Origin of the sequence: Chryseobacterium sp. POE27, from assembly GCF_039727685.1 — a bacterium.
In the GTDB taxonomy this organism is placed as follows: domain Bacteria; phylum Bacteroidota; class Bacteroidia; order Flavobacteriales; family Weeksellaceae; genus Chryseobacterium.
This window is the reverse complement of sequence record NZ_CP152475.1, coordinates 867,536-893,222: the sequence shown is the minus strand read 5'-3', so window position 1 is coordinate 893,222 and position 25,687 is coordinate 867,536. Positions and strand designations below refer to the sequence as shown.

Below are 25,687 nucleotides of genomic sequence, written 5' to 3'. Positions count from 1 at the left end.
AAATATTTGTAAATTAGAGAGGCATTTGTCTCTCTTTTTTTTGTATAAAAAGTAGAGTTCTCAAATAAAGAAATTATGAAAAGTATATTTATAAGTCTAATGTTTCTCATTGCAACAAATTCATTGGCACAAGAAGCAGGAAAGGCTGGTGAACTTCTGAGAAATGAAGCTTCCAAAACTGAAATCGGATCTGTCAATAATAAAAAATCAGATATAAAGAACAATAATAATTCAGGTTTTAGGAATCAGGATAATAAAGGTTTCAGAACAAACGATCTGCAATATCAATGGAATCAGGAATATGGCTATTCCGAAGTTTTTCTTAGAATTCCTGAGCAGGGATTTTTTAGTGTGGAAATAGGAGATCAGTTTATATCAAATAATTCGGGAAAATTTCGGTTCTTTGATCTGCCGGCAGGAAGAATTCCTGTTTCTATCTATGAAAGTGGCTATTTATTATACAGAACCACTTTAAATGTAAGAAACAACAGCAGGCTGGTTCTCGATTTTTTCACCACCGAAGGTTTATTTTTGCTGGATTCTTATCCTGTGCAGTCTTACGGTTTTAACAGCTGGAACGATGTATGGAACAATTCTTATGGAAACTACGGAAATTTAAACTATCCTAATGTCATGGACAATCAGACTTTTCAGCAGTTTATGAATACGATGAAAAAAGATGCGTGGTTTGATGATAAGAAAATTGCATTTATCAATCAGCAAGGTCGTCATGCGATGTTTACTTCTGAACAGATCAGTATATTGGTAAAGGATTTGAGTTTTGATAAAAATAAACTTGCTTTGGCCAAATCATTATTTTCAAAGTGTGTCGACAAACAGAAATATTTTGTAGTGTATGATGCTTTTGACTTTGAAAGCAGTAAAAGAGAGTTGATGGATTTTATTTCTAAACTATAATTGTGAGAAGAAAAAATTTCCTCTTTTTATTGTTATAATTTACGTTTTGCAAGTTCGTGTTATATTTCCGTACCTTTACCGACTAATTTTATCATCAATGCAACTCGGAAAAACTCAGACTTTAAAAATTTCAGATAAAAATAATTCAGGATGGATCTTAACGGATGAATCGGGTGAAAAAGCTTTTTTACCAAAGATTTTCATTCAGGAAGACAAAGAAACAGATGACGAGATTGAAGTTTTTGTATTTCAGGATGATAATAAATTAAAAGCAACTACTGAAATTCCATTGGCGGAAGTTGGTGAATTTGCAGTGATGAGTTGCGTGCAGAGCCTGCCTAGTGGTGCATTTATGGATTGGGGAATTATCAAAGATCTTTTCATTCCTTACAAGCAGCAGAAAACAAAAATAGTTGAAGGTAAAAGATATCTCGTTCATATTTATGTGGATGAAGATCTTGATTTGATAACAGGAACAACAAAATTTAAAAGAAATCCTCAATATCAGGATCTGCCTTTTCAAAAAGGGGATAAAGTTGATCTTATCATGATGAATGAAAGCGAATTGGGTTGGAATGTCGTTATCAATAAAAAATACATAGGCTTGATTTATAGTTCTGATGTTTTTAAAAAATTGTATCCTCTGTCTGAAGAAACGGGCTATATCAAAGAAATCCGAGAGGATGGGAAAATAGATGTTTCATTACAACCTCAGGGCTTTGAAAATATTGACGAATTTAAAAAGAAAATCCTTGACAGATTGGAGGAAAATTACGGACTGCTGTACCTTTCGGATAAGTCTTCTCCTGAAGAAATCAAAGATGAAGTTCAAATGAGCAAAAAGAATTTTAAAAAGGCTATCGGTGGACTTTACAAAGATAAAATCATTGATATTCTGGAAGATAAAATCAAATTGTTATAAAAATGAAAAAGAGCAGAAATTTCTGCTCTTTTTTTCTTATTCTCTGTTTTTAACCATCAGCCATCCTGTGTACACTCTGCCATCTGATACTTTAATAGTGTACCAATAATTTCCTGTAGGGACTTGGCTTCCGTTGAGCTTACCATCCCATTCAAGCGGTTTTTTGGTGATTACTTCTTTGAAAACCGGTAATCCTCTTCGGTCATAAACATTCACTTCAGTTCCGGGATAATTTTCCAATCCTGAGATTTTCCATTTGTCATTATATCCGTCGCCATTAGGAGTGAAAGCGTTAGGAATATTAAAAATTACAAAAGGTTTCTGACCAATAATGCATCCTTCTTTAGTTCTTACATAGACGATGTATTCACCGATATTTAAATTCGTAAAAATATTAGAATTCTGCCAGGTGAAATTATCCAGAGAATATTCGAAATTCCCTGTTGCAGAAAGAATAACCGTTGCAGAGCTGTTGTTCACATTGATAGCCGTAATTTCCGGAAGTATTGTATAGCTTACCTCCACATTATCCGTGTTCTGACATCCGAAGCTGTTGGTTACTGTTACAGAATAATTTCCCGGTGCAGAAACTGTAGTGGTTTGAGTGGTGGCTCCGGTACTCCAGAGGTATGATGAATAACCGTTTCCGGCATCCAGAGTCACCGTTTTACCTTTACAGAAATCAATCTTTTCGGGAAGACTGAAGTTTGGTTTTGGATTTAAGGTAAGACTTAATCGCACAACCGTAAAACATCCGTCTGCCGTGCCAATTTTTACGTGGATAACTGTCGACCCAACATTCATAGTATAATTGGATGGGCTGCTGATAATATTTCCAAGATCATCAGTATAAGTAAACGTATAGATTCCCGGGTTTGTAATGAGATTTGCCTGATAAGAAGTCAGATCTGTCGTCATTGAATTTCCTGTTGTACTATTGCATATCGTGGCAGAAAAGTCATTTGCAGGAACATTATTAGTCGAAAGAGTTACTGAAATAGGCAGTTTATCCGATTCACAATTATTTAAAGTCTGTGTCACAAAATAAGTTACCCCATGAATAAGAGGAGTGGTAATTGGCAATACATTTCCGACGGCGTCATAAAACTTTATTGCAGTTCCGGTAACAATTAAATTAGTAAGGGTAGGATTTGATGAGGCACAAAAATCCTGAGCGGAATTTCCTGCCGGCTTTGGCGTTTCTGTGATTGTCACCTGAATGGCAATTGTACTACTCTCACACCCGTTAATAGTTTGGGAAGCGTAATATATTTGTCCGTTCACCAAGGCTGTTGTAACCGGCAAAATACTTCCTGTTGCATCATACCATTTGATATTCTGACCTGTAATCTGAAGGTTAGAAATTGTAGGATGGCTGCTTGCACAGAAAGTTTGTTGGGGGTTGGCTACCGGAATAAGTCCCTGTATTGAAAAAACTTTAAAAGGAACTTTCGTACTTTCACAGCCATTACCATATTGGGTGACATAATATTGATTTCCTGCAATAATATTTGCATAGTTACCTATTAAGTTTCCTGAAGCATCATAAAAATGAATATTTTGATTGTTATTAATATTCAGTTGATTTAAAGTCATTTGATTTACATTGCTACAGAAATAAAAATCATTTACGATTAATGGCGGCGGAGAGTCCTTAATGATTACGTTTACGGCAAGACGTTTAGGGTTAAAAGGACACGATTCATCCTGGACTGATGCATAATATGTAGCATTATTTTGTAAAGGAGTATTCATAGCTAAAGGATAAAGTGATATAGGCGAATCATACCAGGTTGTATAAGCGGTGCTTGGATGCAAGTCTTGTATTGTAGGATTTTCTGAAGAACAAAATGTTTGTATCTTATCACCGTCAGGAGTTCCATTATAACATTTTCCAAATTTTTGTATTGAACCGTTAATATCTCCATTCGTGTATTTTATAATTTTAATGTCTTGGTCAGGATCAAAATCTTGATAGTCATCATAATACCCGGCTAAAATTATATTTCCTTCATAATCGATATTTTGACTATATGAAAAAGAAGAGAAATCACTTTTATTGAAAATTAGTTTACCATCATTTCTGAACTTTAAATAATAAGTGTCCGCATGACGACTTAAATAGCTGTAATTGAGACCTAGATCCAGCTTTTTTTATTGTTTCTTCCGTATTATTATTTCCATTAACCACTTTAATTGTATTGCCTGTATAGCATACAAAAAAATTGATGGTATTATCTGGGTTTAGTTTTATGGAAAGAAAATCATAGACACCATCACCTTTTATTAAGGAATTCCAAACTAAATGGCCATTGCTGTTTATTTTATAGACTATTGTTCTGCCTCCAAAAGGAGCATTAATAATCATGTTTGGAAAACCTATTGTCTGTGAATCATAATATGTGCTTGCTGTGTAAATGTTGTTATCATTATCAATATCGATTTTGGAATTCGATGAATTCAAATAGAAACTGTAGGTAGAAAGGTTTTGATACCACAAAAAGTTACCATCATTATTAAATTTGGCCAAAAAGTACCGGTTAGAGCTAGTGTTGCCGGCAGGGAAGGTATTATTGTCTATTTTTAGATATGCTTCAAAATTCCCTGATATGATAATATTGTTATCATTATCTACTTTTACACAGTTTATTGCCGGAGTGTTATGTGCGTGAAGCGGACGTGCCCAAGCGAAAGATCCATTGGGGTTATTTTTCATAATGAAAATTCCATTTGGAGCAGGTAAACTATAAGTGATATTAGGATCTGGGTTAAAATCTGTGATAAATAATGGTTGGTAATTAGCATAATTTCCCGTAGATATAATATTGTTATTTTCATCAATAGTGCAGGTCATATTTCCTACATAATTATATATATTACCAAATACAAAGTTGCCTGTGGGATTAAGCTTTACAAGAAAAGAGCTTGAAGATAAGATTCCGGTGTCAAAAATAGTATCAGAATTTGGATCTAATTTTAAATTTTGTCCATCCGTATTGCCTGCTATAACTATATTGTCTTGTTTATCTATGACTAGAGATGTAATAAAAGAACTATAATTTGAGCTAATTTCTTTTACCCAAATAACATTTTTGTGCTTATCTAATTTAGCAATGACAGCCCTTGATAATTCATTTGGTGATGTTGTTTTAGTTATACTACCAAATGAAATACTATTTATACTTGGGAATGCTAACCTTCCGTACCTGCCTGCTACATATATATTTCCTTGGGAATCTGTATCACTTAAATTAATATAATGCTGTGACTCAATAATTGGACTCGTCGTTTGGAAATCCCAAAGTAAGCTTTGAGCAAAACTAAATCCACAATAAAGAATTGTAAAAAGAAACAACAGTTTTCGCATCGGTTATTAATTTTCCGGCAAATATAATGAAACCCCTTATTTTAAAAGATTAAAAATGATTAATACAAAAGCATTATGTTAAAATATGACAGAAATCATAAAATTTTCTTTTAATTATTTTGTTTAACAATTTTGTCAAAACATTTGATTGATTTATATTTGCACAAATTTGTTTAACAAAAATGTCAAATCAAGCAAAAAAAGACCAAACACAGGAATTAATCAAGGAAACGGCGAAGAATCTATTCTTTGTGAAAGGGAAGTTTGATGCCACTACGCAGGAAATTGCCGATGCTGCGGGTGTCAACAGAACGCTGATCAATTATTATTTCCGTTCGAGAGATAATTTGATCCAGATTATTTTTGACGAAGCTCAAAGAGTAGAACACGAAAAATCTGAAATAATCATGAATTCTGACCTGCCATTCAAGGAAAAGATCGGGCAGTTCATTGAGGGAAGCTTGTCTACAAGTCTTCAGTACCCATACCTGGAAACATATATCGTATCACAAATCAATAAAGGAAACTGTCATCAAAAAGATATCGAGGAAGATGAGCTGAATAAGCTATACAGAGAAGTAGAAGCAGAAATGGAACTTGGAAACATTGAAAAAATGAAACCGATACAGTTTGTTCTCAACATGATTTCATTGTTAGTTTTCCCCAGTGCCGTTCGTCCGCTGCTGATGGAAAACCTGATGATTGAAGAAGAAGAATTTGATAAGATAATTTCAGAGAGAAAAGATATCATTTTGAATATGTTGTTTAAAAATTAAAAAATGTTAAAGTATTTTAAGAAATGATTCGTCCTTTAGGAATACTGTCAATAAAGAAACAATTTACATTAAAAAATAAACGAAGTATAAGATTATGAAAAAACGTATAACTGCAAAAAAAGCTAAAAATAGGAATAGCGGCTGCATTTATGATGTTCGGTTTTTCATCGGTGGCTGCGCAACAGCAGGTTTCTCTTCAGGAAGCCATTAAGCAGGCACTTCAAAATAAGGCAGAAGCCAAGAAAGCTGCTTTACAGATCAAAAAAGCCGAATATAAAATTGACGAAGCCAGGGCGGGTGCTTTACCACAGATCACCGCTACGGCGGGTTTAACCTACAATCCGATCATTCAGGAATCATTGCTTGAATTCGGTGGAGAAAGAATCAGAGCGCAGCTGGGACAGCCATGGAGTTCTACAGCGTCGGTACAGCTTCAGCAGGCGATATTCGACCAAAGGGTTTTTACAGGGCTTAAAGCGGCAAAATCAACAAGAGAATTTTATGTTCTTAATGCACAGCTTACCAATGAACAAATCATCGAGAACGTAGCAACAGCCTATTATCAGGTTTTTGTACAGGAAGAGAATCTGAAAACCGTACAGGCAAGCTACGCCAATACGGAAAAAGTAAGAAATGTGATTAAAAGCCTTGTAGATAATGGCCTTGCAAAATCCATTGACCTGGACAGAACAAATGTTCAGCTCACTAATATTGGCTCCAACAGGCAGACTTTGATCAACTCGGTAGAACTTTCTAAGAATGCTTTGAAATTCTATATGGGAGTGCCAATCAGCACTGATATCGAGCTGGAAGAAAAAAGTATTGAACCTAAACCTGAACTGATTTCAAGTAACGTCAATCTGGATAATCGTACGGAAATTAAAGTGTTAAATAAAAACAGGGAACTTCTTGTTTTCAATAAAAAAGCAACGGAAGCCTATCTTTATCCTACCGTGAATTTAGTGGCTAATTACGGCTGGGGCGGACAGGGAAGAAAATTCCCTTTAACGAATGGGATAAACAATGGAGTTCTTTGGAGTGATTATTCGGCGATTGGTTTAAATATCAATATTCCGATCTTCACGGGAGGAGCTACGAAAGCAAAGATTAATCAGGCGGAGATCGATATTCAGGATCTTGATCAGGATATTCAGAGTACACAGCTGAGCCTTAGTCTGGATTATAAAAATGCAATTACCAATATGGAGAATGCGCTCATCAATATCGAAAGCATGAAAGATAATGTAGGGCTGGCAGAAAGAGTTCAGCAGAATACACAATCCAACTACCAATATGGCCTTGCAACCCTTACTGAAGTGCTGGATGCAGAAAATGCACTCACCCAGGCCAAGCAGAATTATGCAAATGCTCTATTGGATTACAAGCAGGCTGAAATTAAATTAATCAAAGCGAAAGGTGAATTAAATACATTACAAAACCCATAATAAACTACAATGAAAAAAACTCTAATATATATCATAGTGGCGGCTGTACTGGTCGGTTTAGCGGCGTATAAGATTGCAAGCAATAAAGAAAAGCAGACGCAGGAAGTAAAAGAAGTAGCCAAGCAGGTAGATAAGATCAACGTAAACGTTATCAAGGTATCACGCGAAAATATTGATACGGATTATTCGGCCAACGGAACTTTTATTCCGAAGCAGGAGTCTAACCAGTCTTCTGAGATCTCCGGAAGAATTGTAAGCGTTTTGGTAAAAGAAGGTTCAAGAGTAGGAGCAGGACAGGTGTTGGCAACCATCAAGAAAGATGCAATTGAAGTTGACGTTACCCAGGCTCAGAATAATTTACAAAATGCGATGATGGATAATCAGCGTTATGAAAATGCCTACAAAACAGGTGGTGTTACCAAGCAGCAGCTTGACAATTCAAGATTACAGCTGAAAAATGCCCAGGCAGCCGTAAGAGCTCAAGGGGTAAAAGTAAACGATACAAGCATCCGTGCGGGAATCAGCGGAATGATTAATAAAAAAATGGTGGAACCAGGAATGGTGGTTGCTCCGGGAACAGCCTTATTTGAAATCGTAAATATCAATTCATTAAAACTTTCTGTTTTGGTGGATGAAAGCCAGATCGGTAAAATTCAATTGGGTCAGGAAGTTCCTATTAAAGTAAATGTTTTGCCTGACGAATCTTTCAGCGGCAGAATTACCTTTATCGCTCCTAAAAGTGATGCTTCGCTTAATTTTCCTGTAGAAATTGAAGTTCAGAACAGAGGAAACCTGAAAGCGGGGATGTATGCGACAGCGACTTTCAAAACTAACCATGGAGCCGAAACACAGAATATGCTTACGGTTCCTGCAGAAGCTTTCGTAAACGGGGTAAGTTCAGGACAATTGTTTATTGTTAATAACGGAACGGCTAAATTAATTAAAGTTCAGACCGGAAAAGTATATGGCGATAAAGTTCAGATCTTAAGCGGATTAAATGGAGGCGAGCAGGTAATTACCAGCGGGCAGATCAACCTGGATAACGGTTCAAAAATCAATATCGTAAAGTAAGAGAAGATGAAGTTAGCAGAAATATCCATTAAAAGACCTTCTCTGGTGATCGTATTATTTACGATACTTACACTGGGAGGTTTATTAAGCTACTCCATGATGGGGTACGAATTGATTCCTAAGTTTGAAACCAATATGGTAACTATTTCCACGGTATATCCGGGAGCTTCACCCGCTGAGGTGGAAACTTCCGTAACCCGGAAAATAGAAGATGCTGTTGGTTCTTTGGAAAACGTTAAAAAAGTAGAATCTTCTTCTTACGAAAGTTTATCGGTAGTTATGGTTCAGCTGAACACCGGTGCCGATGTAAACTACGCTTTGAACGATGCACAGAGAAAAGTAAATGCTATTTTAGCAGATCTTCCGGATGATGCAGATCCGCCGTCTCTACAGAAATTCTCATTGGATGATCTTCCGATCATGACACTGAGTATTTCGAGTAGTAAGCTGAATAATAAAGAGCTTTATGATCTTTTAGATAAAAAAATAGAACCGATTTTCTCCCGTGTGAATGGTGTAGCACAGGTTACACTTGTGGGTGGTCAGGAAAGAGAGATTCAGGTAAATTTAGATGAAAAGAAAATGCAGGGGTATGGCGTGGCGATCGCAGATGTACAGCAGGCCATTCTTTCTTCCAACCTCGATTTCCCTACCGGAGCGCTGAAAACAAGAACATCAAGATCTACCATCAGGCTTTCAGGGAAATACAAAAGTGTTCAGGAGATGAACAATCTTGTGGTTTCAGATAAAAACGGTGCTCAGATTCGCCTTTCAGATATTGCAACGGTTTTCGATACACAGAAAGATGTTGAGAAAGTAGCCAGATACAATCAGATGTCAACCATCTTACTTCAGGTGAAGAAGCAATCTGATGCAAATGCGGTGTCAGTTTCAGATTTGGTGAAGAAAACAATTGGTGACGTTCAGCAAAATTATAAAACTCAGGGGGTAAAAGTAAATATCGTAGATGATACTACCGACTTTACCCTTGAAGCAGCAGACCACGTGATTTTCGACTTATTCTTAGCGATTATTCTGGTAGCGGTGGTAATGTTATTGTTCCTTCACAACATCAGAAACGCATTCATCGTAATGGTTTCTATCCCGATGTCTTTGATTGCTACGGTGATCGGAATGTATTTAATGGGATATACCTTAAACCTGATGAGTTTACTGGGACTTTCATTGGTGGTGGGTATCCTTGTGGATGATGCAATTGTGGTACTGGAAAACGTGTACCGACACATGGAGATGGGGAAAAGCAGAATCCGTGCGGCGTATGATGGAGCTTCGGAAATTGGCTTTACCGTAACGGCTATTACCCTGGTAATTGTAGTGGTATTCTTACCGATTGCCATGAGTTCAGGGTTGGTATCAGATATCCTTGCACAGTTCTGTGTAACGGTGGTTATTGCGACATTATTGTCGTTGCTGGCTTCCTTTACCATCATCCCTTGGTTGTCTTCAAGATATGGTAAACTGGTACACCTTACGGGCAAGAATCCATTTGAGAAATTTATCCTTTGGTTTGAAAAGCAACTGGAAAAATTCACACACTGGATTACAGGAATTCTTGAATGGTGTTTAAAAACAACCTTAAGAAGAGTTATGACGGTTGTCGTAACATTTATTATCCTGATTTCTTCCTTCATGCTGGTAGCATTCGGATTTATCGGTGGTGAATTCTTCCCTAAAATGGATAGAGGGCAGTTCCTTGTTCAGATGGAATTACCAAAAGATGCTTCGGTAGAAAAAACCAATCAGGTAACACTTGCCGTTGAAAAATACCTTAGAGAAGATAAAGATGTAGTGGATATGATTACTACGGTGGGTCAGCAGTCATCAGGTTTTGGTGGTGCTCAGGCAACGCTGTATCAATCGGAAATTCAGGTGATTTTAGTTGATAAATCTGAGCGTAATGAAAGTACGGATATTAAGTCAGCCAAAATCAAGAGAGCTTTAGAAGAGAAATTTACAGGAGTTGAATTTAAAACAGCGCCAATCGGTCTGATGGGGGCAGACAACGCTCCGATCGAACTGGTAGTAACAGCTCAGGATAATGAAACGGCAAATAAGGAAGCCAACAGAATTTTAGAACTCCTTAAAAAAGTTCCCGGTTCTGTAGATGCAGAATTGTCAACCGACTCAGGAAGCCCCGAAGTTCAGGTGAATATCGATAGAGATAAAATGGCTTCTTTAGGGTTAAATCTTTCCGGTGTAGGACAGACCATGCAGACAGCATTCAGCGGAAATACGGACGGAAAGTTCAGAGCCGGTGAATATGAATATGATATTAACATCCGTTTTGGAGATGCCAACAGACAGTCTATTGATGATGTAAGAAACCTGATGTTCATCAACTCTCAGGGACAGCAGGTAAGACTAAGCCAGTTTGCCGATGTAAAAATGGGTTCCGGGCCTAGCTTACTTGAACGTAGAGACAAAGCACCTTCCGTAAAGGTAAAATCTAAAGTCGTTGGCCGTCCTGTAGGAGACGTTGCCAATGAATGGGCTGCCATGTTTATGGAGAATGAAAAAACAAAACCTGCAGGGGTATCCTATATCTGGAGTGGTGATATGGAAAACCAGACCGAAGGTTTCGGTACATTAGGAATCGCTTTACTGGCGGCTATCGTATTGGTATATCTGGTAATGGTTTCACTGTACGACTCATTTGTGTATCCGTTTGTGGTATTGTTCTCTATTCCGCTGGCATTGATTGGGGTTATGGTGATTCTGGCCATCACCGGAAATTCACTGAACATCTTTACGATGCTTGGGATGATCATGTTGATTGGTCTGGTGGCGAAAAATGCGATTATGATTGTCGACTTTGCCAATATGAGAAAAGCAGCCGGATCCAATACACATGATGCTTTGATCCAGGCCAACCATGCACGTCTTCGTCCGATCCTGATGACAACAATTGCGATGATCTTTGGTATGATCCCGATTGCGATTGCCAAAGGAGCAGGAGCGGAAATGAACAACGGTCTGGCATGGGTAATTATCGGTGGTTTGACCTCATCACTATTCCTTACGCTGATCATTGTACCGGTAGTATATTCTCTATTCGATTCAATTTTAAGAAGAATGGGCAAACATGAAAAAGTAGACTATGAAGCTGAAATGAAAGCCGAATACAAACACAGAGATCTGAGTGAAGATGGATTTACTCCGAAACACGTAGATTAATACAACAACCTTTAATTAACCTTAAAACCGTTTTGTCACATGGCAAGACGGTTTTTTTGCCATTTATTCGAATGGCCATCTCATTCGTATAAGTTGATTCCTAATATCCGGAATCATGGTGATCATAGGTAGAAAATTCTGGATACATTTTTGTTGAGCAGGAAATGAAAATCATTCCTTTTTTTCTCTGAAACTCTTTATTGATGGACTTTGGTGAGGAATGGTTGAACATCACAAAAAAAAGTAGTCTATCGTAGACTACTTTTTTCAGCTACAAATGTAAACAAATTCTTTTTACTTCCAAACACAACAAATTGTTTTCTAATTTCTTAGTTTTGTTCATCATAAAGTCTTTAAAGAAAAACTTGGAGCAAAACAGCCGGAATTTACGCCCCGTTTTACACCTGTTTTTAAGAAGTTTTGCAATGGTGAGCCTTGTATGTAAAAAAAGTAGTCTACGATAGACTACTTTCTTACAAAACATGAGACTACAAATGATATTTCCCTCTAAAGCCCTCTCCCTCCAACGCTTTCGCGTGGTATTGTTGTGCTTTTTAGTGGTCATAGTTTCATCATTTTTAAGCGCTCAAACTTTTTTACAATCCGATTCTGTAGTCTTTGTATCCGAAGACTCGTATTTGTATGCAGAATCTCCAGTATATATTTCCAGTCAAAACCTGAGAAAAGCATCTTTTAAGAAGTGGTCTAGGGTTTTGATCAAAACATCTTGTTCCAAAGTTTCCCATAAGAAGTCCATAAATAGTCCAACGGAGAATACTTGTTATAAGAGTAGTCCAACAGGCAGACACACTTTTGGACTCCTTTCTAATTCATCTTCAATGGCGGTTATCGGAAGCTCTTCTCCGTTAAAACTTCAACAGGAAACAATACCATCTTCTTTTATTTTATTTATAAGCACAAGAAGGGATCAAGAAAAATGTATTCAGATCTCTTTTCATCCTTTCCAGCTAAAACATATCACCATCAATCATTTCGGCCGCCCTCCGCCTGTGCTTCAATCATAAGGCACAAGAGTTTTTTTAACACATAAGTCACATAAGAAGTTAGGTTACAACTTTGAAAACAAAAAGAACACATCAGTTTTTGAAAATCTTATTTTCCTTTGCAGCAAATGGTCATTCACTATCCATCTCGTTTGTCATCCCGTAGGGATCTCAGCAAAGAAAATCAGACAACATTAGTGAAATTATTGTTCAACCATTAGTGCCATTCGTGTTTCGTCAATTCGAGTGTTTTTTCGTAACAAGGTGAAGAAAAAATGTATCGAGAATGACATTGAGCCTCAAACTCACAAGCTTCTCGATACGATTTTTTCAAAATCTACTCGAAGTGACGATACTCCACGCTAAAACTCTAAAACCCTCCAACTCTAAAACCTCTGCGAGCTCTTATAAGTGCAACGCCTTTGTGAAACTTAAAAACGCATCATATATAAAAAAATCTTCGTGTACTTCGTGTTCAAATAAGCCACCACAAAAACCTCTGCGAGCTCTTATAAGTGAAACGGCTTTGTGAAACGGCTTTGTGAAACTTAAAAACACATCATATATAAAAAAATCTTAGTGCACTTCGTGTTCAAATAGACACAACTAAGTAAAACATAAACAAACTCATAAATACAAAACAATGAAACAATTAATTACAACAGCTGTTCTGCTCTTCAGCATTACAGTATTTGCGCAAGTGGGGATTAATAACACATCCCCAAAAGCAACCCTCGACATCACCGCCAAAACCAACGGAACCAAACCCGAAGGACTCATTATCCCGCAATTAACCGGCGACCAGATCCGTGCAGCCACCACTGCAATACCCACACCAGTTTACACATCTGCACATAAGGGACTTATCATTTATGCATCCACGGCTGACTCAGCTCCAACTGGAGCGACTGCTAATATAGACGCAGAAGGTTATTATGTTTTTGACGGTTCTAAATGGGTAAAACTAATAACTCAAGTATTGGGAGTTCCAACACAGGTTCTTAGTGTATCAGTTCCGGGAACTCAAAATATCAATAATGGTGCTTATGTTCCTGTTCAATTTACAATAGAAAATTTGGATTCTTATAATGCATGGAGTGGGAATGTTTTTACTGTCCCAACTAATAAGTCAGGGACCTATACAATAAATATGCAAACTTCTAATACACACACAGCTGGAAGTGTCGCTTGGTTTATAATTGCCGCAATAGAAAAAAGTTCTGATGGTGGAACGAATTGGCAAGTGCTCACAGTAGATACTCGTTCAGGGTTGAATGGATCAGATGCTGACAATGGCAACATATTATTTTGGAGCGGTGGACTAAATGCAGGTGATAAAATAAGAGTAAAATGTCAGAGTAGCGCACCAGACAATAATATTATCTTAAGAGGAAGTTTGGTCATTACTAAATTTTAAAACATTTCAATCATACCCGCGCGAGCGTCTCGCTCGTGCTGGTTTTAAAATATAAAGTAGATCCGAATAGGGTGTTGGTCACGAGCGAGACGCTCGCGCCAGCCCATCTTATAACAACAAATTAAAACCATTTAAAAATAACAACAATGGCAACAATTCTTCACAGAATCAAAGCGTATCTGTATGATAACGTTTTAACGAAAGACAATCCTAATGACCTAACCGCCAAAACAGTAAGCGAACGCAGTCTCAATGTACAGCAGATCTGCCAGTCAGCCGCTAACCGTGGCGGTGCAGATATCTCTGCTTCGGCGATGGAGCATGCCACAGAGTTGTTCCTTAAGGAAATGGCGTATCAGTTGTGTGATGGATATTCTATTAATACTGGTTACTTTATGGCCAACACCACCATTCGTGGGGTATTTGATAGCCCTTCAGAGACGTTTAATAAAGATAAGCAAAGTATTATTTTCCAGTTCAATCAGGGAGAGAAGCTGAGAGCGGAGATTCCCAATATTGAAGTTGAAATTCTGGGTGTGGCAGAATCTTCTGCGATAATTTTACAGGTTACCGATGTGAAGAGTGGCTCGGTTAATGACCTGCTGACTCCCGGCAGAAACCTCAAGATTGCCGGAAGCAAGATCAAGGTAACAGGCAATGATCCTTTTATAGGGGTATTCTTTGTCAATACCGCCTCTAATGTCAGAACAATGGTAGAAGAAAGCGATATGGTAACCAATAATCCTTCTGAGCTTATTGTAGTGATTCCTGCATTACCAGCGGGAACGTATCATCTGGAAGTGGTGACCCAATATAGCAGCGGAGCTTTATTAAAAGATACAAGAACAGCAACTCTCGATAAAATACTGACGGTAGTATAAGTTTATGACATTCACTTTTCGAGAGGTGATGATGTCGCCCGATGAGACACTGTCTCATCGGGCGTGATAAGAGGGTTATCTCGAGCGTGATAAGGTGTTCTCATCGACCGATGAGAATACCTCTCGGAAACCGACTGCTCTTAGCAGGATAGTTTTATAGTATAAATGCACTCCGGTTTGGGAAAGATCTCCCGGCCGGAGTTTTTTTGTGGGAGAGTTTTTGGAGTTTGAAGGTTTTAGGGTTTTAGAGTGGGAGAATTGGAGTGTTTTAGAGTATATGAATATGGAATTTTCTATGGAACGACGAAAAGTAGTCGACTGACGGGGCCTGAGGGTCTCGAAGGCCCGCGTACACTGGTGGGAAAGGTGGCTTCGAGTCTCCTCAGCCACCATTGATACTGCGTGTAAGGATCGAGATTTTTAGAGCGGGAAGGTTTGAGAGTGGGAGAGTCTTGGTGCCTGTCACTGAAGCTTTGCACTCCTCTCACTCTGAGCTTGTCGAAGGGCCAGTACAATCCAAACATCCTAATAACTAAGGCTTCGACAAGCTCAGCCTGACACTGGGGAAAGCTACTGTTATTAAAGTCTACATCGGAATAAAAGAATATCATTTCACAGGTGGAGATTCTTCACTCCGCTTCACTATGCTCAGAATGATACTGTGCAGAGGTTAGTGATAATAATATTTGCTTTATACCTAAATGATGCACTGGATTCAACCATAATTTTAAAAAAAGTCTCTTCATAAAAAAAGCTTCCGGAATCCCCGAAAGCTCTTCATTATTTTTATATGGAATTAAGCTTCCATCGCTTCACCGGCCTTTCTGTACACAAAACTTCCGTAAATATGTCTTCTTGCAAAACGGCTCGGCGAATCGGCATTCACCATTTTGATATATGTATTTCTAGGAACACCCAGGTATTCATAAATATTACCGTTCAGATGCTGGATGGTAAGAATTGATTTCTCAAGATAAAAATCCTGAATATTCGAAGTGGAAGTAGTTTCCGTATATTCTTCCTTATATTTTTCCTGTGTTTCCGGGTTGATGCTTACCAGAAAATGATAGGCTTCAATCACCGATTTACTTTTTTCTTCGGCTTCTATTTTTCCCGCTTCGTCATTGATAAATTTATCGGGATGTGTATCTTTCATCACATTTCTGTAAATGGTTTTCAGTTCCTTTAATGTAACGTTTTTCTCAACTTCCAGAAGCTTTCTGTATTCACCTAATTTTTTCATATGGTCTGATCCTTATTTCGGGGTGCAAAATTAAGGTATTTAATTGAGAAAGTGTAAGTTATTCGTTGTTAATTTATTTTATGATTATTTAGACAATCAAATTACTTATTATCTTTATAAATATTCACAGGCAATTATTAGGATCTATTCCGTCCTCTGGTAAATATGCGTTACTTTCCCATTCTTGATAAAATCCTCTACTGAAGTATTCTTAGTGGCATTTTTGTTGGTAATTTCGATATAATAGATCATCACGTTGGGAAACTTCGGATCTCTGCAATAGATCTTAAATCTTCTTACTTTTTCATCAGTACTTAAAAAAATGAGTTCGGAAGCATTACTGAATCTGATGTTATTAACCTCAAAAGCATCTTTCCAGTTTTTTTGCAGCTTGGCAAATCTTTTCTGGGTTCTGTCGCTGTCTTCGTTTTCAAACTTATCAACCTGAAAATCGGTCAGGAGCTGAGGATAGATCAGACCTTCCTGAAGAATCGCTTTGGTAATTTTATCAGATTTATCATAAAAAATAACCTTATTGTCAAACTGAACCTGACGGTCGTTGACTATGATATTTCCTGAAAACTTTTTGTAGTTTTTCTTTTTATAATCATTCTTAAAGTGTTCTATGACAGCCTTGTCTTTCGGACCTGGCTTTTCTGTTTTCTGTGCAAAAACAGGAACTGATAAAAGCAATGAAAGGCTTGCAGTATATAGTAATTTCATGATAGTTGAGTTATATTAAATATTTAGATTTAAAGAATATTTTTCAGTCTGAGATGTTGTAATAACATGATGGTTTTTGCATCCTTAATATTTCCGTTATCGATCATTTGCAAAGCTTCATCAAAGGAAAGTTCAAGGACTTCAATATTTTCACCTTCGTCATCAAGCCCGCCGCCATCTGCTATTTTCATCTCTCTGGAATATTCGGCGATGAAAAAGTGCAGGATTTCCGTAACAGATCCCGGCGACATATAGGCTTCAAAGATCTTTTCAACTTTTGCTATCTTATAGCCGGTTTCTTCTTCCGTTTCTCTTCTGATGCAGTCTTCAGGATTGTCATTGTCAAGTAATCCTGCGCAGGCTTCAATCATCATTCCGCTATCATTTCCATTAATGAAAGTGGGTAGCCTGAACTGTCGCGTCAGAATCACATTTCCGTTATTTTTATCATACAGTAAAATAGTGGCGCCATTTCCCCTGTCATATGCTTCGCGGCTTTGCTGTTCAAAACTACCGTCTTTTTTCCGGATAGTAAAGGTCACTTTCTTTAAGACATACCAGTTGTGTGATAATATTTCTGTTTTTTCTATCTGAACGTTTGAATTTTGCATAGATTATACAATCTTAATTATTTTTTTAATAAATCTTCTAAAGCAATCTTTAAATCGGGGAATTCAAAATGAAAGCCCGCTTTCTGAATTTTGTCTGCAGACGCTCTGGAACCTTCCAGCAAGGCATCTGCCAGCTCGCCGAAGATAAGTTTTAATACAAACCCGGGAACGTTCGGCATGAATAAAGGTTTTTTCAATACCTCCGCAATCTTTTCCGTTAAATTTTTATTGGTAATATGCTGTGGTGAAACTGCATTGAAAGCCCCATTCATTTCAGAGTTTTGCAATGCAAACTCATAGATTGAGCAAATGTCGTTAATATGAATCCACGGCATATATTGATTTCCACTTCCAAGAGGCGAACCCATTCCCATTTTGATAGTCGGAAGCATTTTCTTTAAAGCGCCTTCCTTGTCCGAAAGTACCACTGCCGTACGGATCTTCACAACTCTCTCAGCGAGATTCTGTTCCTTAAACTGATCAGCAGCTCTTTCCCAAAGAATGACTACTTCACTCAAAAAATCATTTCCGGGCGCATCATTCTCGTTAAAGATTTTCTCTGTAGTTTTTGTTCCGTAATAATTTATTCCTGAAGCAGAAATAAAGGATTTTAATCTGATATTCTTTTTCCTTAAGGTTTGTAAAAGTAAGTCAGCAGAATCAACCCTGCTGGAAATCAGCTCTTTTTTTCGTTCATCCGTCCAGCGTTTTTCTGAGATATTGGCTCCTGCCAGATGGATAATGTGAGAAATACCTTCCAGCGCTTTTTCGTCAATGGTTTTTTCTTTGATATTCCATTCAAATTCATTTTCGTGCTTCTTTTTTCGGGTTAAGAAACGAACCGTATAGTATTTTTCGAGTCTTTTTGAAAGTTCACGGGCAATAAGTCCGCCGGCTCCTGTGATGAGTATGATTTCTTTCATGTAGTGTATTTCATTTGTATTATGACTGATTTCTGACGATCAAAACAAAATCATCATCTAAAAGTTTATAACCGTAATCATATATAAACTTATATTCTGAACCATTTTTGTAAACTTTAAGATTCGTAAGATAATCAAAATCAAAACCTAAGCCATCAAGTTTTGAACGGGAAACTTTTGTTTTGCCGTCGGTATTTACTTCAGAGAGAATCCTGTAGTTTTTACGGAGTTTGTTATTGACGTTCCGCATCAGATTGTTGGAATCCTTATTCTGTTTGTTGTTATAGGCATTTCGGCAGGCGTCGTTACAGAACTTTTTGTCGGATCTACCGATAATTTTTTCGCCGCATTCAAGACAATTCATAATTTATTTTTTCAGTTTGTGTGGATGAGCATGCTTTTTTCTTAAAAGCCTTTGAAATCTACTGTGATTAGGATAACTTCTGTTTGGCGTTATATTATTAAAAAAAAGTGCTGTTAATAATAAGATTAGGCATCCGGAAAGAACCGGTGATATCACGTACCAAAATCCCAGCTCAGGAATTTTTCCGGTAGAACTTACTGCAATCAGTGCTGTGGCACCTCCCGGAGGATGCAGGGTTTTGGTGTACTGCATCAAAACAATGGAAAAAGCAACAGCCAGCGGCGCAGAAAGCCAGATAATATCGGGAACAATCTTATATATTGTAACGCCTACCAGCGCAGAGATTACATGACCGCCAACCAGATTTCTTGGTTGTGCTAACGGACTTTGAATAGCTCCGTAAATCAAAACACTGGATGCTCCGAAAGATCCTATCAAAAAGATATTCTCGGTGGCTAATAAAGAATGTGACTGTATGAAAGCAATGATCCCGATTCCGAAGAATGCTCCCAGAAATGACCAGAGATGCTCTTTATAGTCAACCAGAGTTTCTTTGTAAATCACATATCTTGAGACTCTCAGCGTTCTTTTAATTGTTTTTTTCATATTTACCCAAAGATACGTAATTATCCGTTTTCAAACGGATAAATCTTTCGACTTATGCTAATATTCGTTTTCAAACGACTACAAACGAACTTAAATAATTTCTTACCGATTTGAATTTCAGAATTACCGAATCTTTGCAACAGAGATTTGAGAAAACAGTGAACGTCTCTGATCTGAATACTAATCTTAAAAATTAAAATGATGTCACTAAGAAACAAAGTAACATTAATCGGTTACACAGGAAAAGAAGTTGAAATGGTAAACTTTGAAAACGGAGGTTTAAAAGCAGTTGTATCCCTTGCCACCAACGATTATTATACCAATGCAAAAGGTGAAAAAGTGGAAGAAACGCAATGGCACAATCTGATTGCTTTCGGAAAAGCGGCGGAGATCTTTCAGAAATATGTTCCGAAAGGGAAAGAAATTGCAGTTGAAGGGAAACTGACCTACAGATCGTATGATGATAAAGATGGCGTAAAGCGATACATAACCGAAATAAGAGTAGATGAAGTTCTGCTTCTGGGAAGTAAATAATAAAAACACAAATGATGAAAGTAAAAGTTTTTAAAATCAGGCTGCAGCAGGAATTTTTACAAGATGACCAGCATATGCTTGACGGATTTCTGGAATCTCATCAGATCGTAAAAGTGGAAACAGCTTTTGTAAATGACGAAAATTACTGGTCGGTAGTATTATATTTTGATGAATTAAAAATGTCTGCCAATGCAGTAAAGGAACCAAGACAGACAAAATATACTTCTGAAAATGATACGTTGAGCGCCGATGAAGAAAAAATCCTTGATGCTCTTAAAGAATGGCGTTCTGAAAAAGCAAAGGAGCAGAATCTTCCGAGCTATTTTATTGCAACGAATAAAGAGCTAATATCCGTAGCGAAATATAAACCTATAAAAAAAGAAGAACTCTTGGAAATCAAAGGATTTGGTAAGCATAAAATAGAAAATTACGGAGAGGAAATTCTTGAAATACTGGAAAGCATCTGATCCTTAAAAAACAAAACACAATTGATGAATGAATCATTAGCTGGAGAAGATTGTTTCTTCAGCTTTTGATGTAGTTAAAAGTCAGTTCAATTCCTTATTTTTGCAGCACTTATACATTAATCATCATTTATCAATTATAAAATGAAACCAGGTTTAGCAAAAGGGACGAGAGATTTTACAGCATCGGAAGTTGCAAGAAGAAGATTTATCATTACTATCTTACAGAAAAACTTCGAATTATTCGGGTTCCAACCATTGGAAACGCCAAGCTTTGAAAATCTTTCGACATTAACAGGAAAATACGGAGAGGAAGGTGACCGACTGATTTTTAAGATTTTAAATTCAGGAGATTATACTTCAAAAGTAAATCAGGAAGACTGGGAGAACAAAAATCATCAGAAATTAACTTCACAGATTTCCGATAAAGCTCTTCGTTACGACCTTACTGTACCTTTTGCAAGGTTCGTGGCGATGAACCACAATCAGCTTACTTTTCCTTTTAAAAGATATCAGATCCAGCCGGTTTGGAGAGCAGACCGACCGCAGAAAGGAAGATTCAGAGAGTTTTATCAATGTGATGCCGATGTGGTGGGAAGTGAGAGCCTTTTGCAGGAAGTAGATTTGGTTCAATTGTATTTAAAATCATTTGCAGAGCTTGGAGTTTCTGTGACGATTCATATTAACAACCGCAAAATACTTTCCGGATTAGCCGAATATGCAGGAATTACCGATAAGCTGATCGATTTCACGGTTGCACTCGATAAGCTTGATAAAATAGGCAAAGAAGGAGTAGTGAAGGAATTATTGGAAAGAGGAATTTCTCAGGAATCTATTGATAAACTGGATTTTCTTTTTACCCAATCAGAAGATGCATTGGAAAATCTTCTGCAACTGAAAGAGAAGTTTTCAGGGAATGAAACAGGATTAAAAGGGGTAGAAGAGTTAGAATTTGTAATCACTCAGTCGTTAAATTTAGGCGTTGATATTCAAAATCTGGTATTTGATATTACCTTAGCAAGAGGACTGGATTATTACACGGGAGCGATCTTTGAAGTAAAAGCCGATGAAGTTCAGATGGGATCAATCGGTGGCGGTGGAAGATATGATAACCTTACCGAAGTTTTTGGAGTTAAAAATATTCCGGGAATTGGGATTTCTTTTGGTCTGGACAGGATTTATCTTGTCATGGAAGAATTAGGTTTATTCCCTGAAGAAGCTACATCAAAAGTGGAATATCTGTTTGCTAATTTTGGAGGTGATGAAACGCTGGAAGCTTTAAAATTAATCAAGCAATTAAGAGAAAAAGGAATTTCCGCCGAGCTTTATCCTGAATCTGCTAAAATTGGAAAACAGTTTACGTATGCTGAAAAGAAAGGAATTAAAAATCTTGTTTTCCTAGGTGAAGAAGAGATTAAAAACGGAACTGTAACGTATAAAGATCTTGAAGCCGGAGAACAGAAAACGGTTTCTTTGGAAGAGTTTTTATAATTTTAGAGCTATGAAAAGCATATTATTTTTAGCACTTTTTACAGCTTGTTCTGTGTTTATTCGGGCACAAGAAAGGATGCCGGAGATCCCTAAACAGGACCTCAGTAAGGAAAGCGATCATGTAGTGCTCAGTGAGATCACTTCATTTCCGGAACATATTTTTTCATGGGATATTAAATCTCTGACGGTAAGTGAATCAGATCAGCTGACAAGCATACCCGAAAAAATTTCCAGACTAAAAAATCTTGAGTCTTTTATGCTCACAGGAGGTCATAAAATTACAGATTTTCCGAAAGAGTTTGCTTCATTAAAGCAATTGAAAAAACTGGCATTACACAATATGCTTACGGAGAAGATGTCTCCGGTAATTTTTAAACTGAAATCATTAGAGGATTTAGAATATGCTCAGTTCAGTTATTTTGATTTTTCGGAAGACATAGGAAAATTGGAAACATTGAAGAGACTTGGATTATCAAGAGGATTAGATATCAGAAGTCTAAAAAGTGTTGAAGGAAAAGCCGGTAGAAATCTTCCGTCTTCCATAAAGAATCTGAAAAGCCTGGAGACTTTGTCCGTTAGCGGAAACCTTATGTCTGAGCTGCCCGAAGAAATAGGATTTTTGAATATGGTTAATGATGTATGGCTTTCGAATAACCTGCTGAAAACGTTACCAAGTGGATTTTCCAGGCTTCAAAACTTAAAGACGCTGCATCTGGACAATAATGTATTTAAAGTGTTTCCGAAAGAGCTATACAAAATATCAAGTCTTAAAAGACTTGATATCTATAAAAATCAGATTAGCCAAATCCCTGCCGGAATAGCTGGGTTGACTGGCCTTACCGGACTTTTTATTGATAGGAATGAACTTACAAACGAATGCTTAACGGAAATTTATAACCTTGAAAATCTCGAAGTCCTGGATATTCGTAAAAATAAAATTACATCATTCCCACCGGGTTTAGAAAAAATGAAAAAGCTGAAAATAGTATATATTTCAGGAAATAATATTCCGTATCAGGAAATTTCTCGTGCACAGGTTTTGTTGCCAAAAACAAAGTTTGTTACTCAGGAAGTGCCATGAAAAATACAGAAGAATTAAAAGAAATAGCCAAACTTTTTCTTAAGCTGGGAATCATAGGTTTCGGAGGACCGGCTGCACATATTTCAATGATGCAGGATGAAGTTGTCACCAAAAGAAAATGGCTTACACAACAGCATTTTTTGGATCTGATAGGTGCAACAAATTTAATTCCAGGTCCCAACAGTACAGAAATGGCCATCCATATTGGAAGAGAAAAAGGAGGCTGGAAAGGATTAATTACTGCAGGAGTTTGTTTTATTCTTCCTGCAGTTTTTATTACAGGTATTTTTGCCTGGCTGTATAAAAAATACGGAACATTACCTGAAGTTCAGCCTTTTGTTTACGGAATAAAGCCCGCCATCATCGCTATTATTTTATCAGCAATTTTTCCGTTGGCAAAAAAAGTCTTTAAAAACAGGTGGCTTGATTATTTTAGGATTACTTGTATTGACAGGATCATTACTGGGTTTTAATGAGATTCTCCTCCTTTTTGGCGCCGGAATTATCTATGTCTTTTTATTTTTTATAAACTCCGGAAAATCAAAAGATTTAAAAAATCTTATTCCTATTATTTATTTACATGAATCAGGGAACGATTTATTATCCACATTAAATATTAAACTATTCCTGATTTTCCTCAAAGTCGGCGCTATTCTTTACGGAAGCGGCTATGTATTGTTTGCGTTTCTGGATGCTGAGCTTGTCTCTACAGGATTGATGACAAGAAAGCAACTGATAGATGCCATTGCCGTTGGACAGTTCACTCCCGGGCCGGTTTTTTCTTCGGTTACTTTTATAGGATATCAGATTAACGGATGGGCCGGAGCTGCCGTTTCAACCCTCGGGATTTTCTTACCTTCATTTCTTTTCGTGGCATTGCTGAATCCTTTGGTAAAGAAAATGAGGAAGTCAATAATTTTCTCATTATTTCTGGACGCGGTAAATGTCGCTTCTGTTGCTATTATTGTCTCCGTATGTATTACGATGGGAATGGGTACTGTTACTGACTGGAGGACGATTCTTATTGCTGTTGTCTGTCTTTTTCTAAGCTTTCTATATAAAAAAATCAATAGTGCTCTTATTGTTGTACTGGGTTCGGGAATGGGATACCTGCTGACATTAATATAGACTCTATTTTCATTATTCTTAATAATTCCTTTGAAAATGTATTTTCAAATCGTGACCATATAATTTTATAGTTTGCCAATATACAATTACATCGCAAGAATATCTTTTTGCATCGTGCCAATGTAAAGTCACCGCATAAAAAAGTAACTTTACCTCGCAAGAATGTAACCTTACCTCGTAAGAATATTCTTCTGCATCGTGCCAATGTACAATTGCAACGTTAAAATGTAAGTTTACCTTGTAAAAAAGTAAACTATATAGAAAGAATATTAAAAAATCTTTTCTAATCTCTTTACTTTTAGATCTGAATGTAATCGCAGTTATTTTTTTTATATTTTTAGGATATAAATATAAGCCATGGAAAACTATTTAGAAATTAACAGAAACTCGTGGAATGCCAAGGTGGAACCTCATTTAAAATCGGATTTTTATTTTGTAGATGAATTTCTGAAAGGAAGAGCTTCCCTTAATTCTATCGAATTGGAGCTTCTGGGAGACATAAAAGATAAGACGATTCTGCATCTGCAATGCCATTTCGGGCAGGATTCTATTTCCCTGTCAAGATTAGGAGGTAAAGTGACAGGAATCGATCTGTCGGATAAAGCGATTGCCGCAGCAGAGGAACTGGCACAGAAATGTGCAACTGATACTCAATTTATCTGTACGGATTTGTATAACCTTCCTAATATTCTTGATCAGCAATTTGATATTGTCTTTACCAGTTACGGAACCATTGGCTGGCTGCCGGATCTGGAACGATGGGCAAAGGTAATTTCACATTTTCTTAAGCCTAAAGGAAAATTTATTATGGCGGAATTTCATCCTTTAGTGTGGATGTTTGATGATGATTTTGAAGGCGTGAAGTACAATTATTTTAATGAAAAAGCCATTGTTGAAACTTATGAAGGCACTTACGCAGATCAATCTGCAGATATTGTACAGGAATATGTGATGTGGAATCATTCTTTAGCGGAAGTTCTTCAGAGCCTCATTAATAATGGTCTTGATATCCTTCAGTTCAGAGAATTCGACTGGTCACCATATCCATGTTTCAGACATATAGAAGAATTTGAAAAAGGTAAATGGAGAATTTCTAAGTTTGGAAATAAAATTCCATTGGTGTTTTCAATGGAAGCACAAAAAAAAGTCATCGTAATAAAAAACTACGATGACTTTCTAAATATATGAATGTTAAAATAACTAGTCTTGGTTAAATAGATTCCTGTGCTTTATTTACAGAATCCTGTGCTTTGTTTTTAAATTCATCTGCTTTATCCTGAACCTGGGAAGCAACATTATTGGCTCTGTCTTTAATTTCATTTCCCCATTTGTGTAGGTTATCCTTTGCATTATTGAATTTGTCTTTTACCATTTGTTTTTCTTCAGCGCTTGAATTTTTGTATTTCCAGTAAGCTAAAGCTCCCAAACCGACTAACGCTAATAAACCTTTTGTCTTATTTCCCATGATTTCTATTTTTAAATGTTAATATTAAAATTTGTTATTAATAACCATGTAAAATACG

23 protein-coding genes and 1 pseudogene are annotated in these 25,687 nt (G+C 37.0%); 15 read left to right on the top strand and 9 right to left on the bottom strand.

What is annotated here, in order from left to right; all coding sequences use genetic code 11:
• Positions 1–75 precede the first annotated feature (75 nt).
• Positions 76–918 (top strand): DUF4476 domain-containing protein, encoded by an 843-nt coding sequence (locus AAHI02_RS04140; RefSeq protein WP_346985569.1) that lies wholly within the window; start codon positions 76–78, stop codon positions 916–918.
• A gap of 97 nt (positions 919–1,015) precedes the next feature.
• On the top strand, positions 1,016–1,840 hold the full coding sequence (locus tag AAHI02_RS04135) for a S1-like domain-containing RNA-binding protein (protein ID WP_346985568.1): 825 nt from the start codon (positions 1,016–1,018) through the stop codon (positions 1,838–1,840).
• Positions 1,841–1,876: 36 nt separating this feature from the next.
• Here the strand turns inward: AAHI02_RS04135 and AAHI02_RS04130 are convergent, their stop codons facing one another.
• Positions 1,877–3,595, bottom strand: a complete 1,719-nt coding sequence (locus tag AAHI02_RS04130; RefSeq protein ID WP_346985567.1) for a T9SS type B sorting domain-containing protein — start codon at positions 3,593–3,595, stop codon at positions 1,877–1,879.
• Positions 3,596–3,917: 322 nt separating this feature from the next.
• A complete protein-coding gene (locus tag AAHI02_RS04125; RefSeq protein WP_346985566.1) occupies positions 3,918–5,207 on the bottom strand; it encodes a hypothetical protein in 1,290 nt (429 codons plus the stop codon).
• A 182-nt stretch (positions 5,208–5,389) separates the two neighbouring features.
• Between AAHI02_RS04125 and AAHI02_RS04120 the strand changes: the two genes are divergently transcribed.
• From AAHI02_RS04120 to AAHI02_RS04090, 7 genes are all read left to right on the top strand, one after another.
• The gene (locus tag AAHI02_RS04120; RefSeq protein ID WP_042720671.1) at positions 5,390–5,983 is read left to right on the top strand and encodes a TetR/AcrR family transcriptional regulator; all 594 of its coding nucleotides are present in this window, start codon (positions 5,390–5,392) and stop codon (positions 5,981–5,983) included.
• A 149-nt stretch (positions 5,984–6,132) separates the two neighbouring features.
• Positions 6,133–7,428, top strand: coding sequence for a TolC family protein (locus AAHI02_RS04115; protein WP_346985565.1), 1,296 nt, complete (start codon positions 6,133–6,135; stop codon positions 7,426–7,428).
• Between the two features lie 9 nt (positions 7,429–7,437).
• Positions 7,438–8,499 carry an efflux RND transporter periplasmic adaptor subunit gene (locus AAHI02_RS04110; protein ID WP_346985564.1) on the top strand — a complete coding sequence of 354 codons (1,062 nt, stop codon included), beginning with the start codon at positions 7,438–7,440 and terminating at the stop codon, positions 8,497–8,499.
• A gap of 6 nt (positions 8,500–8,505) precedes the next feature.
• On the top strand, positions 8,506–11,694 hold the full coding sequence (locus tag AAHI02_RS04105; protein WP_346985563.1) for an efflux RND transporter permease subunit: 3,189 nt from the start codon (positions 8,506–8,508) through the stop codon (positions 11,692–11,694).
• Between the two features lie 494 nt (positions 11,695–12,188).
• Entirely contained in the window at positions 12,189–12,719 is a 531-nt protein-coding gene (locus AAHI02_RS04100) for a hypothetical protein (protein ID WP_346985562.1), read from the top strand.
• A gap of 622 nt (positions 12,720–13,341) precedes the next feature.
• Positions 13,342–14,115 (top strand): hypothetical protein, encoded by a 774-nt coding sequence (locus AAHI02_RS04095; RefSeq protein WP_346985561.1) that lies wholly within the window; start codon positions 13,342–13,344, stop codon positions 14,113–14,115.
• Between the two features lie 146 nt (positions 14,116–14,261).
• Positions 14,262–14,996, top strand: coding sequence for a DNA-binding domain-containing protein (locus tag AAHI02_RS04090; protein WP_346985560.1), 735 nt, complete (start codon positions 14,262–14,264; stop codon positions 14,994–14,996).
• Between the two features lie 796 nt (positions 14,997–15,792).
• On the opposite strand, the gene AAHI02_RS04085 is transcribed toward AAHI02_RS04090, so the two are convergent.
• The 6 genes from AAHI02_RS04085 to AAHI02_RS04060 all read right to left on the bottom strand — a co-directional run bounded on the left by AAHI02_RS04085 (position 15,793) and on the right by AAHI02_RS04060 (position 19,466).
• The gene (locus AAHI02_RS04085) at positions 15,793–16,239 is read right to left on the bottom strand and encodes a KTSC domain-containing protein (protein ID WP_346985559.1); all 447 of its coding nucleotides are present in this window, start codon (positions 16,237–16,239) and stop codon (positions 15,793–15,795) included.
• Between the two features lie 144 nt (positions 16,240–16,383).
• The gene (locus AAHI02_RS04080; RefSeq protein WP_346985558.1) at positions 16,384–16,962 is read right to left on the bottom strand and encodes a hypothetical protein; all 579 of its coding nucleotides are present in this window, start codon (positions 16,960–16,962) and stop codon (positions 16,384–16,386) included.
• 29 nt (positions 16,963–16,991) lie between these two features.
• A complete protein-coding gene (nudK, locus tag AAHI02_RS04075) occupies positions 16,992–17,573 on the bottom strand; it encodes a GDP-mannose pyrophosphatase NudK (RefSeq protein ID WP_346985557.1) in 582 nt (193 codons plus the stop codon).
• A gap of 17 nt (positions 17,574–17,590) precedes the next feature.
• On the bottom strand, positions 17,591–18,496 hold the full coding sequence (locus AAHI02_RS04070) for a TIGR01777 family oxidoreductase (RefSeq protein ID WP_346985556.1): 906 nt from the start codon (positions 18,494–18,496) through the stop codon (positions 17,591–17,593).
• A 19-nt stretch (positions 18,497–18,515) separates the two neighbouring features.
• Complete coding sequence (locus AAHI02_RS04065; protein WP_346985555.1) at positions 18,516–18,860, bottom strand: hypothetical protein; 345 nt, start codon at positions 18,858–18,860, stop codon at positions 18,516–18,518.
• A 3-nt stretch (positions 18,861–18,863) separates the two neighbouring features.
• The gene (locus tag AAHI02_RS04060; protein ID WP_346985554.1) at positions 18,864–19,466 is read right to left on the bottom strand and encodes an HPP family protein; all 603 of its coding nucleotides are present in this window, start codon (positions 19,464–19,466) and stop codon (positions 18,864–18,866) included.
• Between the two features lie 201 nt (positions 19,467–19,667).
• Between AAHI02_RS04060 and ssb the strand changes: the two genes are divergently transcribed.
• From ssb to AAHI02_RS04030, 6 genes and pseudogenes are all read left to right on the top strand, one after another.
• Positions 19,668–20,000: a single-stranded DNA-binding protein gene (ssb, locus tag AAHI02_RS04055; protein ID WP_346985553.1), complete on the top strand. Its 333-nt coding sequence runs from the start codon at positions 19,668–19,670 to the stop codon at positions 19,998–20,000.
• An 11-nt stretch (positions 20,001–20,011) separates the two neighbouring features.
• Entirely contained in the window at positions 20,012–20,467 is a 456-nt protein-coding gene (locus tag AAHI02_RS04050) for an HRDC domain-containing protein (protein WP_346985552.1), read from the top strand.
• A 141-nt stretch (positions 20,468–20,608) separates the two neighbouring features.
• Positions 20,609–21,955, top strand: a complete 1,347-nt coding sequence (gene hisS, locus AAHI02_RS04045) for a histidine--tRNA ligase (protein ID WP_346985551.1) — start codon at positions 20,609–20,611, stop codon at positions 21,953–21,955.
• Positions 21,956–21,965: 10 nt separating this feature from the next.
• On the top strand, positions 21,966–23,036 hold the full coding sequence (locus AAHI02_RS04040) for a leucine-rich repeat domain-containing protein (protein ID WP_346985550.1): 1,071 nt from the start codon (positions 21,966–21,968) through the stop codon (positions 23,034–23,036).
• Positions 23,033–24,164: pseudogene (chrA, locus tag AAHI02_RS04035) on the top strand (chromate efflux transporter). The gene AAHI02_RS04040 and the pseudogene chrA overlap by 4 nt, the downstream one beginning before the upstream one ends.
• Before the next feature lie 357 nt (positions 24,165–24,521).
• A complete protein-coding gene (locus AAHI02_RS04030) occupies positions 24,522–25,352 on the top strand; it encodes a class I SAM-dependent methyltransferase (RefSeq protein WP_346985549.1) in 831 nt (276 codons plus the stop codon).
• A 22-nt stretch (positions 25,353–25,374) separates the two neighbouring features.
• Here AAHI02_RS04030 and AAHI02_RS04025 read toward each other — a convergent pair whose 3' ends face one another.
• Complete coding sequence (locus AAHI02_RS04025) at positions 25,375–25,629, bottom strand: YtxH domain-containing protein (protein ID WP_346985548.1); 255 nt, start codon at positions 25,627–25,629, stop codon at positions 25,375–25,377.
• Positions 25,630–25,687: the final 58 nt, after the last annotated feature.

Coding starts and splice junctions, on each gene's coding strand:
- AAHI02_RS04140 (WP_346985569.1), top strand. CDS start 76: ATGAAAAGTATATTTATAAGTCTAATGTTTCTCATTGCAACAAATTCA.
- AAHI02_RS04135 (WP_346985568.1), top strand. CDS start 1,016: ATGCAACTCGGAAAAACTCAGACTTTAAAAATTTCAGATAAAAATAAT.
- AAHI02_RS04130 (WP_346985567.1), bottom strand. CDS start 3,595: ATGAATACTCCTTTACAAAATAATGCTACATATTATGCATCAGTCCAG.
- AAHI02_RS04125 (WP_346985566.1), bottom strand. CDS start 5,207: ATGCGAAAACTGTTGTTTCTTTTTACAATTCTTTATTGTGGATTTAGT.
- AAHI02_RS04120 (WP_042720671.1), top strand. CDS start 5,390: ATGTCAAATCAAGCAAAAAAAGACCAAACACAGGAATTAATCAAGGAA.
- AAHI02_RS04115 (WP_346985565.1), top strand. CDS start 6,133: ATGATGTTCGGTTTTTCATCGGTGGCTGCGCAACAGCAGGTTTCTCTT.
- AAHI02_RS04110 (WP_346985564.1), top strand. CDS start 7,438: ATGAAAAAAACTCTAATATATATCATAGTGGCGGCTGTACTGGTCGGT.
- AAHI02_RS04105 (WP_346985563.1), top strand. CDS start 8,506: ATGAAGTTAGCAGAAATATCCATTAAAAGACCTTCTCTGGTGATCGTA.
- AAHI02_RS04100 (WP_346985562.1), top strand. CDS start 12,189: ATGATATTTCCCTCTAAAGCCCTCTCCCTCCAACGCTTTCGCGTGGTA.
- AAHI02_RS04095 (WP_346985561.1), top strand. CDS start 13,342: ATGAAACAATTAATTACAACAGCTGTTCTGCTCTTCAGCATTACAGTA.
- AAHI02_RS04090 (WP_346985560.1), top strand. CDS start 14,262: ATGGCAACAATTCTTCACAGAATCAAAGCGTATCTGTATGATAACGTT.
- AAHI02_RS04085 (WP_346985559.1), bottom strand. CDS start 16,239: ATGAAAAAATTAGGTGAATACAGAAAGCTTCTGGAAGTTGAGAAAAAC.
- AAHI02_RS04080 (WP_346985558.1), bottom strand. CDS start 16,962: ATGAAATTACTATATACTGCAAGCCTTTCATTGCTTTTATCAGTTCCT.
- nudK (WP_346985557.1), bottom strand. CDS start 17,573: ATGCAAAATTCAAACGTTCAGATAGAAAAAACAGAAATATTATCACAC.
- AAHI02_RS04070 (WP_346985556.1), bottom strand. CDS start 18,496: ATGAAAGAAATCATACTCATCACAGGAGCCGGCGGACTTATTGCCCGT.
- AAHI02_RS04065 (WP_346985555.1), bottom strand. CDS start 18,860: ATGAATTGTCTTGAATGCGGCGAAAAAATTATCGGTAGATCCGACAAA.
- AAHI02_RS04060 (WP_346985554.1), bottom strand. CDS start 19,466: ATGAAAAAAACAATTAAAAGAACGCTGAGAGTCTCAAGATATGTGATT.
- ssb (WP_346985553.1), top strand. CDS start 19,668: ATGTCACTAAGAAACAAAGTAACATTAATCGGTTACACAGGAAAAGAA.
- AAHI02_RS04050 (WP_346985552.1), top strand. CDS start 20,012: ATGATGAAAGTAAAAGTTTTTAAAATCAGGCTGCAGCAGGAATTTTTA.
- hisS (WP_346985551.1), top strand. CDS start 20,609: ATGAAACCAGGTTTAGCAAAAGGGACGAGAGATTTTACAGCATCGGAA.
- AAHI02_RS04040 (WP_346985550.1), top strand. CDS start 21,966: ATGAAAAGCATATTATTTTTAGCACTTTTTACAGCTTGTTCTGTGTTT.
- AAHI02_RS04030 (WP_346985549.1), top strand. CDS start 24,522: ATGGAAAACTATTTAGAAATTAACAGAAACTCGTGGAATGCCAAGGTG.
- AAHI02_RS04025 (WP_346985548.1), bottom strand. CDS start 25,629: ATGGGAAATAAGACAAAAGGTTTATTAGCGTTAGTCGGTTTGGGAGCT.